The sequence below is a fragment of the Paenibacillus paeoniae genome (assembly GCF_003388735.1).
GTDB lineage: Bacteria > Bacillota > Bacilli > Paenibacillales > Paenibacillaceae > Pristimantibacillus > Pristimantibacillus paeoniae.
This window is the reverse complement of record NZ_QUBQ01000007.1, coordinates 148,342-162,679: the sequence shown is the minus strand read 5'-3', so window position 1 is coordinate 162,679 and position 14,338 is coordinate 148,342. Positions and strand designations below refer to the sequence as shown.

General features: G+C 41.0%; 17 protein-coding genes. 4 read left to right on the top strand and 13 right to left on the bottom strand.

Annotated elements, in window-relative coordinates; all coding sequences use genetic code 11:
• Position 1: 1 nt before the first annotated feature.
• The 4 genes from DX130_RS24030 (at position 2) to DX130_RS24015 (ending at position 5,449) form a co-directional block, all read left to right on the top strand.
• On the top strand, positions 2 to 724 hold the full coding sequence (locus DX130_RS24030; protein ID WP_116049707.1) for an SDR family NAD(P)-dependent oxidoreductase: 723 nt from the start codon (positions 2 to 4) through the stop codon (positions 722 to 724).
• Between the two features lie 24 nt (positions 725 to 748).
• Positions 749 to 2,203 (top strand): CDP-glycerol glycerophosphotransferase family protein, encoded by a 1,455-nt coding sequence (locus DX130_RS24025; RefSeq protein WP_116049705.1) that lies wholly within the window; start codon positions 749 to 751, stop codon positions 2,201 to 2,203.
• Positions 2,200 to 3,348 (top strand): nucleoside-diphosphate sugar epimerase/dehydratase, encoded by a 1,149-nt coding sequence (locus tag DX130_RS24020; protein ID WP_116049703.1) that lies wholly within the window; start codon positions 2,200 to 2,202, stop codon positions 3,346 to 3,348. The genes DX130_RS24025 and DX130_RS24020 overlap by 4 nt, the downstream gene beginning before the upstream one ends.
• A 157-nt stretch (positions 3,349 to 3,505) precedes the next feature.
• Positions 3,506 to 5,449 (top strand): glycosyltransferase family 2 protein, encoded by a 1,944-nt coding sequence (locus tag DX130_RS24015; RefSeq protein WP_165861438.1) that lies wholly within the window; start codon positions 3,506 to 3,508, stop codon positions 5,447 to 5,449.
• 61 nt (positions 5,450 to 5,510) lie between these two features.
• Here the strand turns inward: DX130_RS24015 and fliT are convergent, their stop codons facing one another.
• The 13 genes from fliT to DX130_RS23950 form a co-directional block, all read right to left on the bottom strand.
• Positions 5,511 to 5,834, bottom strand: coding sequence for a flagellar protein FliT (gene fliT / locus DX130_RS24010; RefSeq protein WP_133297970.1), 324 nt, complete (start codon positions 5,832 to 5,834; stop codon positions 5,511 to 5,513).
• Between the two features lie 2 nt (positions 5,835 to 5,836).
• Positions 5,837 to 6,235, bottom strand: coding sequence for a flagellar export chaperone FliS (fliS, locus tag DX130_RS24005; RefSeq protein ID WP_116049698.1), 399 nt, complete (start codon positions 6,233 to 6,235; stop codon positions 5,837 to 5,839).
• Positions 6,236 to 6,257: 22 nt separating this feature from the next.
• On the bottom strand, positions 6,258 to 7,643 hold the full coding sequence (gene fliD, locus DX130_RS24000) for a flagellar filament capping protein FliD (RefSeq protein WP_116049697.1): 1,386 nt from the start codon (positions 7,641 to 7,643) through the stop codon (positions 6,258 to 6,260).
• A 16-nt stretch (positions 7,644 to 7,659) separates the two neighbouring features.
• Positions 7,660 to 8,010 carry a flagellar protein FlaG gene (locus DX130_RS23995; protein WP_116049695.1) on the bottom strand — a complete coding sequence of 117 codons (351 nt, stop codon included), beginning with the start codon at positions 8,008 to 8,010 and terminating at the stop codon, positions 7,660 to 7,662.
• Positions 8,011 to 8,141: 131 nt separating this feature from the next.
• Entirely contained in the window at positions 8,142 to 8,954 is an 813-nt protein-coding gene (locus tag DX130_RS23990; RefSeq protein WP_116049693.1) for a flagellin N-terminal helical domain-containing protein, read from the bottom strand.
• 90 nt (positions 8,955 to 9,044) lie between these two features.
• Complete coding sequence (csrA, locus tag DX130_RS23985; RefSeq protein ID WP_116049692.1) at positions 9,045 to 9,284, bottom strand: carbon storage regulator CsrA; 240 nt, start codon at positions 9,282 to 9,284, stop codon at positions 9,045 to 9,047.
• A 1-nt stretch (position 9,285) separates the two neighbouring features.
• Positions 9,286 to 9,732 (bottom strand): flagellar assembly protein FliW, encoded by a 447-nt coding sequence (gene fliW, locus DX130_RS23980; RefSeq protein ID WP_165861437.1) that lies wholly within the window; start codon positions 9,730 to 9,732, stop codon positions 9,286 to 9,288.
• Between the two features lie 110 nt (positions 9,733 to 9,842).
• Positions 9,843 to 10,412, bottom strand: coding sequence for a DUF6470 family protein (locus DX130_RS23975; RefSeq protein WP_116049688.1), 570 nt, complete (start codon positions 10,410 to 10,412; stop codon positions 9,843 to 9,845).
• Between the two features lie 4 nt (positions 10,413 to 10,416).
• Positions 10,417 to 11,334, bottom strand: coding sequence for a flagellar hook-associated protein FlgL (gene flgL / locus DX130_RS23970; RefSeq protein ID WP_206098881.1), 918 nt, complete (start codon positions 11,332 to 11,334; stop codon positions 10,417 to 10,419).
• Positions 11,335 to 11,359: 25 nt separating this feature from the next.
• On the bottom strand, positions 11,360 to 12,895 hold the full coding sequence (gene flgK / locus DX130_RS23965) for a flagellar hook-associated protein FlgK (protein ID WP_116049686.1): 1,536 nt from the start codon (positions 12,893 to 12,895) through the stop codon (positions 11,360 to 11,362).
• A gap of 12 nt (positions 12,896 to 12,907) precedes the next feature.
• Positions 12,908 to 13,405 (bottom strand): flagellar protein FlgN, encoded by a 498-nt coding sequence (locus tag DX130_RS23960; protein WP_116049684.1) that lies wholly within the window; start codon positions 13,403 to 13,405, stop codon positions 12,908 to 12,910.
• 18 nt (positions 13,406 to 13,423) lie between these two features.
• Positions 13,424 to 13,720 (bottom strand): flagellar biosynthesis anti-sigma factor FlgM, encoded by a 297-nt coding sequence (gene flgM, locus DX130_RS23955; protein ID WP_276310912.1) that lies wholly within the window; start codon positions 13,718 to 13,720, stop codon positions 13,424 to 13,426.
• Between the two features lie 79 nt (positions 13,721 to 13,799).
• A complete protein-coding gene (locus DX130_RS23950) occupies positions 13,800 to 14,216 on the bottom strand; it encodes a TIGR03826 family flagellar region protein (protein WP_116049681.1) in 417 nt (138 codons plus the stop codon).
• Positions 14,217 to 14,338 lie beyond the last annotated feature (122 nt).

Below are 14,338 nucleotides of genomic sequence, written 5' to 3'. Positions count from 1 at the left end.
TGTGAAGTATGCACTAGTTACAGGATCAACCGCCGGAATTGGACTTGCTATTGCCAAGAGGCTATTAGAGGAAGGCTGCTTTGTGTTTGTAAACTTCGCTCATAGTGAGGAAAACGCTCAAGCGGCAAAAAAGATACTTTCCACCGTCAGCAGCAATTATGCCATGATCAAGGCAGATATGTCCAAATTAGAGGGAGTAAATATTGTAGGTGAAGCTGTTTCAAAGCTATGCCCGCAATTGGACTATCTCATTCTTAACAGCTATGTGACAGATAAAACCGATTTTCTCCAAGTCACACCCGAGCAATGGCAGCATGTGATGGACATGAATGTAAATATGCCCTTCTTCTTAATGCAGCGCTTATATGATCACATGGCGGAGAGCGGTTCTGTTGTCTGTATTGGTGCGGTGATGGGCATTTACCCACATGCCATCTCAGTAAGCTATGGCGTTTCAAAGGCGGCCCTTCATATGCTCTGTCGCAGCATGGTTAAAATTTATGAGTCAAAGAAGGTAAGGATCAATGCTGTTTGCCCAGGGTTTGTAGAAACTCCCGCACAAGCAGGTAAAGCCCCGGATCATAGACAGCGAATTGAAAATAAAATCGCACTTCATCGATTTGCCCAGCCCAAAGAAATAGCGGATTTCTGTTTCAGCGTTTTAAACAATGGCTATATTAATGGGGCAGTAATTCCGATCGATGGCGGATATGATATGGCTTAAATAATTTAAAATGAGGGAACGAGCATGCACTATCGTTGGTATAAGGTAGCAATTCAGGAATGTCAGTCGATCATAGCAATGCTTGAAAATGAGCAATTAAACAGCGTTACGAGACTTTGGATCAAAGGAATACTGGCAGACCTACACCATAAAATTTCTGAAGACGAGATGCAGGATTCTATTGCGAAAGCACAACTTCTGAAGTGCTTGAACAAAATCCTGGGCTTTCTCGACACAGTATCATCATCATATTTGATTGGCTATGTCGAGCAGCTATTAATTACTATAAAACGTGACATACCTGTAAAGATAAGAATTGATTTGCTTTTTGCCAGACCTGTGTCTGCAGTTTACTGTTTACTTGTCTATGAACAATTAAAAAAATATGACTTTGTTGAATTGCGTATCGTAGCTACAGATTACTATCCCATGGATATTTATCACTCTAGCGGACAGCATGCGCAATTAGTCGAATATTTAAAGTCCTCCTGCATAGATTATATCCCGTACTATGAATACGAAGTTTTTCATATATTGCCTGATATGCTGTTTTTTTCGTACCATAATCATGTATTCACAAAGCCTTTACATTTACAACAGTCAACTCTAACATCAATTATTAATCGGACTATGTTTTTAGAATATACATTTAATCCGGACGATCTAATACGATACAACAGCCAATATACGATAACCCCATATACTTGGCTTCAATTCAGGACTTCTGAATTCTCTCGTAATAGCATTTCTTGGGGTCAACAAGATATCGTTACTGGTCACCCACTTATAGATCTATCTTATGGAATCTACTCGGGTGATAGCACAGTTGCGATTCCCGAGGAATGGGCAAAACCGGATGAGAGTAGGACAGTTATTTTGTGGAATATCAACCCAAAGACTAATGACGATACATCAATAAATAGAGCAGAAACTAGAAAAAAAATATCAAAGGTTTTACAGGTTATTTCCGACCTCTGTGACCGATACTGTTCCATTATCATAATATTAAGACCACATCCATTATGTTATTTGCCTGAGTTTCAGCCTTTCTTTGCGGAATTAAATGCGAGGGTTTTCTTGGATCAGAATCCGGACAGCTATCCTGCATTATCATTTGCTGATGCGTATATTGGCGATTACAGCTCGCTTTATCGTCAATACCTCCCATCCCAACGTCCTGCATTAATTTTCGACGCGCAGGAAGACGAACTCAATATTGCATTCTGGTCCCAGACAAATCTAGCCTCAGGACTGGAAGAAGCTTACCCATTTGTTGAGGCTTTAATTTGCAACTACTCAGCAATGATGCGCCCCGTCACCGAAACTGATAAATATTATCTGGGCCCGATGGACGGCAAAAGCAGCGAGCGAATCTCGTCCGCGATGATCAATAAATTTATTGAGGAAGAAGCTCCATTCATTCATCAGTATTGTCCTTTACTTGTTAATGGAACAATAGATAAGGAGCCAATGCTATGACTAGTGCATTACATACGAATATAAAAAGTGGAAAGAGTCCGTTTGAGAAACGATTTATTACAATTGAGGAGCTGGCAAAGCGGCTTATACCTTCTGATGCTCCCTTGATTATTTACGGGGCCGGGGCAACTTGCAGCGATACATTGAAGTCCTTATTTGCTGAAAAAATTCTCCCCCTTTGTATTACAGATAGCGACCCGACCAAGGCTGGTACATCAATTATGGATATCCCCGTGCTGACGCCTGAAGAGGCAATCCAAAAGGCTGGACCTCATGCTATTTGTGTGGTAGCGATTTGGTCAATAGCTACCTTTTACAAAGATTTTGTAACGCGTTTGTCCACAATTGGATATCGGCAAATATTTTTCTTGAATATCGATTTTCGTCCTCGCTCACTTCCAAAAAGATGGGTTGAGGATGTACAGCAGAATGAAGCGCGTTTGCTAATGACGCTGGACAAATTCTCCGATGACAAATCAAAAGCACGATTCGAGGATTTTATTTATTCCTTCCTCTCAAGCAAGCTAGACCATTGTAATATTCTTGGTAGTTATAAATCGTTAGACGGGGAAATCCTCAACAATGACCTTGTTCAGGCTGGAAACGAAGATTCTCTGATTCATTGCCGGTCCGGATTTCAAGATGATAAGGATACCTACTTAAACAAGATTTCACAATTAAAAGAAGCCTATCTGTTTGAGCCAACCTGGGTAGGTCGAATCAAAACGAAAGAGTATTTCCATAGTACGCAATCTTATAAAATTTTGATTTTTCCAAATCTTCTTTCAAACGACATGACAGAAACTGATTTTGACGAAAAGATTTTCTTTACAAGATTTATGGATCAAGAGGAATATAAGCCAGCACACGCAAATACAATCCCATTAGATATGCTGGTCGATGAGCTGCTCCCTACCATCATCCATCTGGATATGACCAGTGGGCATATTGAGGCTCTGCGTGGCGCATCTAAGATGATCGCTAACAACAATCCCACTATCCTCCTCTCTGGATTCCGTCATGCGAGCGAGATTTCGGATATTATTCAAACCTTTCCTCTTTATGAATTCCATATGCGTTATTTCGGGGGAATTACAATGCGAGAGGGCTATACACTGGTTATGAAGTCCCGTGGTCTAGAATAAATAACAGCACAGCGAAATTGACTTTATATTTTAAGTCAGTTTGGCTGTCTTTTTTAGAGGTGGTATTCTCACCCCCTCTTATCCTTTAATGGCTAACGTATTCCCCCAATATGACGATAATAAATGTATACTACTTTAAGTCAGGAGAATGACACACGTGGAAAAACTTCTCTCGTTATGTATGATTGTTAAAGATGAAGAAGAAACAATAGATAGATGTCTTAGCAGCATAAGTGGCTTAGCCGATGAGATCATTATTGTGGATACTGGATCAACAGATCTAACGAAGGAAATCGCTTATAAATATACTGAACATGTTTTCGATTTTAAATGGAGCAATGACTTTTCTGCAGCTCGCAATAAAAGCCTTAGCTATGCTACAGGTAAGTGGATTCTTGTCCTCGATGCAGATGAGTATTTAAACACTGATGACTGTGAGCGATTCAAGAAATTTATTGAGAACGAACAGATTGAGCAGAATAAGGTTTATTCTATCTCTATTATAAGCTATGTAGGCGAATCCATTCGGAATGCTAATGTTACGGAAAGCACGATGGTTCGTTTATTCCCTAATAACCAGGGCATTCATTATTTTCGTCCCATACATGAACAAGTAGTTGATGCTAATGGCATCCTTCTATCAACTACCGTTTCTCCCATCACGGTTTACCATACTGGCTATTTAAAAGATACGGTGCAGAAAAAAGACAAGCACAATCGTAATCAAGCTATATTTTCAGAGCTTAAACAAAGTAGCGGCTTTATCCCCTACGATTATTTTACAATTGGTAATGAATATGCAACAAAGGGAGATTATAAAAAAGCATTATACAGTTATGAAAGAGCATTTAAAAAAGCTGCTCCTAACAACCCATGGATTTTGGATTGCGCCAGTCAAATGTTCACCATCTATATGAAGTTTAACAGAGTACATGATGCCTGGGAAATTCTTCACCAAGTCTTCAGCCATTACCCGGATTATCCTGAATATCATGCATTCAAAGGTAGCCTCTATGAATACGCCGGCCATTACTCATTGGCAAAAGAATCACTTCTAACAGCGTTTCATAATGCTGAGGCTTTATCAAGGAAGACAGACCGCTTCTTTCTGATCAATCCGTCTTACGGGTCTATCGTACCGCTATCCCGTCTGCTAAAAATAGCTAAAGTAGAACAGAACAAAGAAGAGATTGTATATTATTGCATTAAAATTCTTCAAGCCAATTCACATGATTTTCAAACATTAAATACGTTAATCACCGTTTTGTTATTAAAGGAATCTGAATCTGCCGTCATAACGACAATAAATAAAATCATAATTAATCAAACACAACGGGACTTTATATTATTGCATAAGATATTTCTGTCTCATGGCAATAAAGAGATTGCAAAATATTATGAAAACAAAATTGAAAACAGATCATTAATCTCAATAGAGGATCTCCTGTTTTCGTCCATTATTAATAGTAGCGAGCAGCAGTTTAAGGAAGCACTTTTGAAACTCCAGCCGGATAACGCTGACAATCCCAAAATTAATCTAGCAATAATGATTGCCACATTAAAGTGGCAAAATCCTTTCATTGACATGTTAGTGTATAACGAAAATCAAATAAAAGCCGAACAACAACTGAGTATGTATCAAAAAATTATTAACAACACAATTGCCCAACAAGATATCGTCCAAAATGTAACAACGGTGCATACATTGCTATCCACTCTGTTCGAATTGAAACAGTTTGATTTATTCGATATCTACATTGATCAACTTAATCATCCGTTGGTCATCAGTTTGCTGGCTAATTATTTTTACCATAATTTCGAAACGAATTTGGCTGTCTCTTTTTATAATTTGCTGCTCGAACAAAATAAAATGGATGATTCGGGATATATTAATCTTGCACATCTTCATATTAATAGTGGATATTCCGCTGACGCTGTGCCTTTCCTTGAGGAAGCTATAAAGTTAAACCCTAATGGGCATCACTTATTTTCCTTAATGCTTATTCATGCAGATAATGAAGATATTCGCAAGCGCTATAGAAAGCAATATACAAGCCTTTTTGCCCAGCATGTAAAGCTCCCATTCATTAAACAATTGTAGAGAATTAAAAGCCGTGGATTCTATTGTTCATAGACGATTCCGCGGCTTTACTTATAAATAATTATTCTCTCATATCAACAAAAAAGCTCTCGCCCGTATACTGCGCTTCATATTTGTTTTTATGAATACGGGTCTTGGCTAACTTATTCAATGCCTGGGCAGCTTCATCCCTAAGCAATTCCATCTTGGACTGGATCGATGCATCATGTTCGCTAATTTTGAACAGTATTTCCTTTTGAGATGTGGATAGATTACCTTGCTGTTCTAATAAATGGATAACCTTCTCCCGTTGATCAACTAATGCAATTAACTCCTCGGCATTAACAGCTTCAGTCTTTTCAACCATATTCAAAGTTTCTTCGTACAACTGCTCCAGCTCATGCATCATTAGACACCTGTCTCTGCATGTGTCACCATCGAAGCATTGCCTTTAATAATTTGTTTCCATACTTCTCTAAGTTCCTCCAAATGAATAATCACCTCTGAAGCCAGGCTTGAATCCTTTTTCATATTGGATTGAATCAATTGATGGAGCAGGTACTCATAAATTTGCTTCAAATTATTGGAGATCTCATATTCATAGTCAAGTGAAGCAATCAGTTCATGAATAATCGCCTGGGCCTTCTTTAGATTGTTATTTGTTTTCCCGTAATCTCTAGTATGAATCCCCTCAATGCCAGCCTTCGTAAAACGTATGGCGCCATCATATAACATGATAATAAGTTGTCCACCATTTGCCGTTTGAACAGATGACTGTTTGTAAATTTGATGTGGCGAATTATACATACTGATCCACTCCTTTACCTAACTACATAAAACTTGATAATGATGAAGATTGGCTGTTAAATTTATTAATTGCTTTTTCCATTGCAGTAAATTGTTTGTAATACTGTATTTCCATCATATTAAGGCGTGTGAGCATCTGAGACTCTCGAGATTCCATACTTTTCAATTGTTCGCCTATTGTAGAGTTATGCATAAAGGTGAACGCAGTGTCGGAACTAGTAAGAGAGGTACCAGCAATTTTATTCAAATCTTTTAATGCTGACATTGAAGAATCCATCATCGACCTAAATACCCCATTACTGCCTGTAAATAGGGCAGTTACTTCCTCTGGATTCGAGTCTAAAGCACTGCGTAGCTTCTCCTCGTCCAAAACAAGTTTGCCTTTCTCCGTGTAACTGCCAGTCGTAATACCAACTGACAAATAACTATTCTCTCCTGTTTGAGCTCCGCCTACTAAAGCTGTAGCAGTTGATCTGAGATCAGAAATAAGTTTTGTCAGCGTTGTATCTCTACGTAACAAACCACTTCTAGCTTTTGACTCTAATAACTCTACTTCTTTTTCTGAGAGTGCGGATTTCTCATCCGTTGTGAGTGGCATGTAATTACGAAATTTTTCTTCGGACAGCTCGCCGTTAACCAACGAAATAAGTGAATTATATTCTGAAATAAAAGCTTTAATTGTATCTACGGTTTTAGTTGTATCCTTAGTAACCGATATTGTAGCACTATTATCAGATTCATCAACTGCTGTAAAATCAACACCATTAATAACAAATCGATTAGAGTTTTGTTCGTATCTCATGCCATTAATATGAACTACCGCCGTCTTCCCGGGATCGCTAGCAGCTGCATTACGGTTAGCAATGCCACTGACTAACATTGCACTGTCTATCGCTCCAGACTCTTTTGCTGTGATCGAAATTTGGCCGGTCTGCTCGTTGTATAATGCCGTCGCCTTATACTTACTGTTTCCATTAATAATCTTGGCCAATTGAGCGCCATTCATATCTCCATCCAAAGTTATCGATTCGCCATTGATCTGAACTTCACCTACTGCTAAATTTCCAGTACCGATATCAAATACTTCTCTAGTGTTAGTAGCTAGTTGCTCTACCTTCACCTCTAAACTCCCGGAGGCCGTTGAATTAGTAGCATTGATCCTAATAGAATTTGCAGCACCGCTGACATTAGAGGTCTTTGCATTAATAGCATTTGAGAGATTATAATTGGCTAGTTTATTATTTCTAAAATCTACGATTTTGGAGCTAATCGTCCGGTAATCTTCTCTCTTCCATTCTAACTGTGTTTTCTGTTTTACAACCTTATCATAGGTTGCCCGCTTAGCCTTCATCAATTCCTTGACCATTGCGTCAACATCAAGGCCTGATGCCAATCCAGAAAGTCTCATATCATTAACCTCCTTTCTAAACCTTTTGGTCTACCATTATCCCTGTAAGCTCGATAAGCTTAGCTGCAGCTTCTACAACCTTCTCTTCTGGAAATTGTCTAATAATTTCTCCGCTAGCTTTATCTCTTACTTTGTAAATAACTTGCTTTGTCACTTCATGAATCGACCGATCAATTTCTGTGTCAGGCATTTTGACAGCCTGCAATATACGGTCAATATTTTTTTTAACGAATTCATTCGTTAATGTTTCAGATTGTATATGATTTTGCGTATTTACTGGTAATTCTTCAGCTCCATTTTTCGGACTGTTGTTAGAATTCGTATCATAGGTAAATGCTGCCGTAGTGTTTATAGATGAAACCTTCATACTATGCCCACCTTTGCAAGATTATTTAATTATATTATCGGACAATTAATCCCTGTATGTTAGAGTATATTAATGATTAAAAAGAAAAGAGGCGCTTGGTAAAACCAAGGCCTCTTCCCTGTTGAAATAGATTAACGAAGTAAGGACAATACGCCTTGCGGTTGCGAGTTAGCTTGTGCCAACATTGCTTGCGACGCTTGAAGAAGAATGTTGTCCTTAGTGAGCTTAACCATCTCACTTGCCATGTCAGTATCACGAATACGCGATTCTGCAGCAGTTAAATTCTCTACAGTAGTACCCAGGTTGTTAGAAGTGTACTCAAGACGGTTTTGAGTAGCACCCAAGCTAGCGCGTTCCTTCGAAACCGCTGAAATAGCAGTTTCAATGCTGGAAAGTGTCGCAGAAGACAATGTGTCGAAGTTAGCTGTGGTAAATGTGAACGAAGTAGTCGAAACAAGCTTGATCGAGATCGATTGCTTATCATCGTTCGATTGAATCTTAACTTCAGACTGAGCTGTAGCGCCAGTTACGCCGGAAGCGATGTTGATGCCGTTGAACTTCGTATCGCTCATGATGGAAGAGATTTGAGCGCTAAGCTCTTCAACTTCAAGCGAGATGTTAGCCAAGTCACCAGAAGAATATGTTCCGTTCAGAGCCTGAACGTTAAGCTCTTTCATACGAGTAAGCATCGCACTAACTTCGTTCATAGCACCTTCAGCCGTTTGCACGAAGGAGATACCGTCTTGAACGTTACGTTGTGCCATTTCAAGACCACGGATCTGACCGCGCATTTTTTCGGAAACTGCAAGACCTGCAGCATCGTCAGCAGCACGGTTAATACGTAGACCGGAAGACAATTTCTCCATTGATTTACCTGCAGAAGCGTTGTTAAGACCCATGTTGCGGTGTGTGTTCAAAGCAGTAATGTTGTGATTAATACGCATTGATAATTCCTCCTTGAGTAGTTAGGTCCCACATCCATGTGGTGAGCTGTTCAGCTCTAACTTATATATCGGATAAACATCCCCAATATTTTATAGCTGTTTTTTGATTTTCTTGAATTGTTTCAATAGGTCTTCGTTACTGATTACTGCCGCTCCCGCATCACGATTCGTATTTTCAACGGAAGCATACAATTCCTTGCGTAGAATTCCAATATTTTTAGGGGCTTTGATGCCTACTTTCACAACGTCATTAGTTACATCCAGAATCGTGACTTCGATCTCACCGTCTATAATTAACGACTCTCCAACTTTCCTGCTTAGCACTAACATCTTATTGCCCCCCTTTTTTTGCTACTAAATCATTGAACAGAGGTTGATGTATAGCATACTGACCGTCCGGTAATATGTACTGCACAGCAAGCCTTTCTCTTGTATTAAGTACGATCGGAGCCCCCAAATTAATGGTTGCAGCGGACAGAACATCTCTAATATTAACGATGTTTACAATCTTAACATCGGTTTCATTTGTAAGCTTCAATTCCTCCTGGATATTCTGCGGCAGCGTAAATTCATATTGCTTAAAAAAGTCAAAGGGGGACGTTACGATAAATGATATATTCTCAATTGTGGTTGATTGTAAACACATAAACGGGCTTTCCTCTACTGTAATGAGCAAATAGGATTGTTCTTCTTTAAAACCTGGAATCCCTTGTTCAAAATAATAGATATCTTCTTCCGAGTAATCGATTACTCCAAATCTAGTTGTTTGCAGTTGCATATTCATCCACACTCCTATTTACTCATATTATCTATCATTGTAACCTTAGCTTTCTTGTAATAAAACAAAAAGAGCTATAGCATCGTAATCGATTCTATAGCTACTTGTACCTATCGTAAAATATCAATTTGTGGTGGTGTAATATGAACCGCTGGATATTGCGCCATCTGAATCTGAACGCCGCCACGTTGAAACTCGACTTGAGGTTTGTTTGGAACGGTTTCAATTTCGACCTTGCCAGGCGTGTAATTAATCTTCGGCGGTGAAACATGCGCTTCGAATGATATATTCGCTATCGATGCATCACCATAAATCTGCACCTTTGGAGGCTGCCTAAATATGCCCTGCAGCGCAAGTTCGGGAATCGGGTTTTCTTCCAGCGTCAAATCACCAATCTGATTATAAGTACTAACTGTATTTTCAATCGCATGCTGGACGAACTGCCCGAATTGATTGTATATCCGGTTCATGAAGCTAACCGGTTTTCCACCTGTAAGCGCATCCCACGTTTTGGACATGTCTATAGCGACGACCGGCGGCTCCGACTGTACATCCAGAACACCGGGTGTCGATTTTACATTCATCGTGGCATTCTTCTGTTGAATATTGAATAGCCCTTGCTTAGAGGAGATATCTAATCGTGCCGGTATTTGCTCAATTTGAATCTGCGGGAATCTCATCGGATTACCTTAAGAAATCAACCAGAGATTTGCTAATTACTTTGGCTCCAACAGACAGCGAAGCTTGGTAAATATTTTCGTTAATCTTCGTGTCGATTAAGAGCTTTTCGTAGTCGGCATCTTCAACCCTGGATTTCATATCCGTCAAGTTAATTCCGAGATCGGACAATCGATTTTGGATAAGTTCAACACGATTAACTCGCGCGCCAATCTCCGCTCTGACATTTAACATGCGGTCAATGCTGCTGTCAATGCCAGCAATTTCAGCTGCGACATCAGCATGATTGCCTGCGTCCAATGCCGATATGATACGATCTAGTACAGAGAAAACATTGTTGCCCGTACCTGAAGGATCGGCGTCTCCGAATACTTGACTCGTCGTAAAATTGATATCAAGCTGTGTATTCACTCCAACAGTATACTGGATTTTCCCCGTATCACCCTCTACAGCACTGGCGACCATCGTCGGATCAGAAGTATCGTAAGGAGCCTTATCGAATTGTTCTCCATTAAAGACATATTTCCCGTTAATCTTGCTGTTCGCAATATCAATTAACTGTTTTTTCAACTGCTCGACTTCACTTTTAAAATTATCAAGCGCTAGATCCGGGTAGGTACCATTGGCACTTTGCGTCACAAGATCCTTAACTCTGAGCAGCACATCGCCAGCTTGACCTAGGACGGTATCATTGAAATCAAGCCATGACAATGCGGAATCAACATTTTTCTGATACTGCTCAGTAGCCGATATTTCGGTGCGGTATCGTAGTGAATAGGTAATGCCTACTGGATCGTCAGAAGCCTTGTTGATTTTTCTTCCTGTCGTCGCTTGCATTTGGAGTTGCTCCATTTGCGTCATATTGCGGTTCAAATTCCTTGTCAACTGCAAATGCATCATTCCTTGCGTTACACGCAATGACATATAATCTACCTCCCTATTCTACGAATCAACGACCTACCATACCCGTTCCGTTAATGAGCTTCTCCAGCATCTGATCGAATGTGGTCATAAAGCGGGCTGAAGCGCTGTACGCATACTGATATTTAATCAAATCGGCCATCTCTTCATCAAGGGAGACCCCGCTTACAGACAGACGATTGCCCTGGATTTGATCCAACTGAGTTTGCGTATTCTTATATAGGCGGCTTGCTTCTTGGCTCTGTACACCAAGCGCGCCAACAACCGCACCGTAGAAATCGCCTACCGTGGCCTGCGTGATGCCGCCGCCTTGATCTGTTTCATCAAAACCAAACTTCACATTTTTGAGCTCTGACATCAACAATGCCAGTCCGTTGTTGCCCCTTATGACAGAGGTTACGCCGCCTCCGTCCGTGGTTGTGCGAAGAGATGTTGCGATTTTGTTCGCATCAGCTGCAATCGAAGGATTGAGTTCAATACTTGCGGCTGTTATGCCATTTGCACCCGCTTTGAATGTAAAGAAATCCTCACCCTCTGTTGCAGGGTCCGCGAGCGTGTAACCCAGTTTATGCAAACCGTTAATGCCTTGCACCGTCACAACTTCCGGCGCCGTTGTAGGCGTAGTTGTGCCCGGCTTCACCCAGCCTGCAGGAATCGTTACTTCAAATTCGCCGTTAGCAAGGGTATCCGCTAGTGTATCCAGTTGTTGCTGGAACCCGGCCACGAAAGTATCTCGCGATACAATCATGCCATGAATCTCGCCACCAACAAGTGAACCTGTCGCGTAAGCCGCTTCCGCATCAGCTGCAGTCATCGGAGTAATAGCTGCGCCTTGCAGCAAATTTATGTTACCAAGATTAATATTGTAGCCTTGATCGGTTTCTGTTACGGTAATATTGGCGATACGGGATAGCTTGTCTGTCATTAAATCACGCTGATCGCGAAGATCGTTGGCATTATCGCCTATCATCTCGCTTCTTCTAATCTCTGTATTCAAGGAAGCTATTGTCTGGAGAAGAGAATTCGCTTCTGACACTTTAACTTCAATATTTGATGTCAAATCTGCGTTTAAGTTGGACAACTGGCGGCTTAGGCCATTGAATGTTTCTACCAAAGCCATGGCATTTTCTTTCAGAATCTCACGGCCTGTAACGTTCTCAGGATCTTTGCTAAGATCGGACCAGGAATTCCAGAACTTCTCGAGTACCGCGCGGATACCTGTATCAGAAGGCTCGTTCACATAACCTTCTAATTTGCTAAGCGTGTCCGTCTGGATAGACAAACTACCGACTCCATAGTTCTGATCCCGGTATTGAGTATCCAGGAACGCATTCCGAATCCGTGTAATCGAAGTAAATTCAACACCCGTACCTAACTGGCCCGGCGCGTTGGAACGATTCATCCCATAGGCCTCAATCGGCCGAGCGGCTACCATGCTTACCCTCTGTCTGGAGAACCCCTCTGTATTGGCATTCGATATATTGTGACCGACTGTATTGATTGCTGCTTGTTGCGTGAAAATACTGCGCTTCGCCGTCTCCAGCGAGTGGAACGTAGACCTCATGCTCTCATCTCCCTATGCCTTTGAGTCGAACCATGTATTCCGTTTATTAGCCGCCATCTGATTCATGGGATGCTGATAAACGACATCTTCATTGGGATCCTCAATCATTAGGCCGATTGAGAAATTAATGAAGTCAAGCGACTGCTGAATGAGCTGTTGGTTCGATTCATTCACTTGCTTCAGACGCTTCAAAACATCCGTTAATTCATCATATAACCGTGTAAGCTGTTGCTTTTCCTCAGGATTGTTGACCGATTTAATCAGATCGGACAGCACGCCAGAGCGCATCCGAAAGCCGATTTCCTTAAAGTATCTAGCAGTCGATAATAGTCGGGTCGTCTCGAGTTCATCTGCTTGAGCCGTGAGCAGCTTTTCCTTTTGGGTAATCACGTTCAATTGAACAATTTCATTCTTCATGATTAAATCCGTCTTGCTCTCTTCACATTCCAATAGCCGTCCGTACAAGTTCAATTGCTGCTCCAAAATTTTCGTTATGTTCGAGATCGACATTTCAATAATCCTCCGCCCTTATTCTGACCGATTGGTATTGAGATAAGGCAGAAGCTTCTCTGCAATCTTGCCCGCTTCCACATGATAAGTGCCGGAAGCAACAGATTGCTTCAACTCGTTAATGCGTTCTGCGCGTTCAGCATGGCTGAGTTTACTCGTCGTAAGCATCTCCTTGGCTGCTGCCGAGATTTGGACCTCGTCCTTCTGGCGAGCCTTCTTGGCTGTGTCTGCACGGAATTCCGATTGCTTCTGATAGGGGTTCGTTCCGCCAATCCGATTCGTTTCGTTTATCTTCAAATTCTCCACCTCATTAATATACAGGAACTAAAAAAGCCGATGACCTTATACAAGTGTTATCGGCTCTAGTCAAGCATTATTTAATAGTATCGTTGATTTATCTGTCCTTATACTGATTAAGACCGCGGTAAGCAACATCCGTAGGCTTCAGCTTGTCCGATTCTGTCTTATGGCCTTCGTTCCCAGTCATACGCCTCGCGTCTTTCACTAACCGCATCCGGCAATTGTCACACAGATGATTATCCCGAATCAATGTCCCGCAAGACTCGCATGGATAAGACATATTCGGCGCGTTGACCATTGAGATACGACCCTCGCGAATAAACTTGGTAATTTGCTTAATTGAAACGCCCGTCTGATCCGACAGTTCACTAATGATTGCACCTTTATATTCTCTTAAATAGTCGGCGCAAGTCTGGTACTCTTTATCAATATCGCGTATGCACACCGGACACACATCTCTGAAGTTTTTGGCAAACAGCTTTCCGCAACGAGGACAATTATCTAAATTCATCAATCAGGCCCTCCTCATTTTCTCTATCTCATTTCTATCTATATTAACGGATTTCGGCGCGTTTTTCATTAATTTTATAGTGGTATAAAGCAAGGGTTCGCTGAATGGCGCCACAAAAGTGC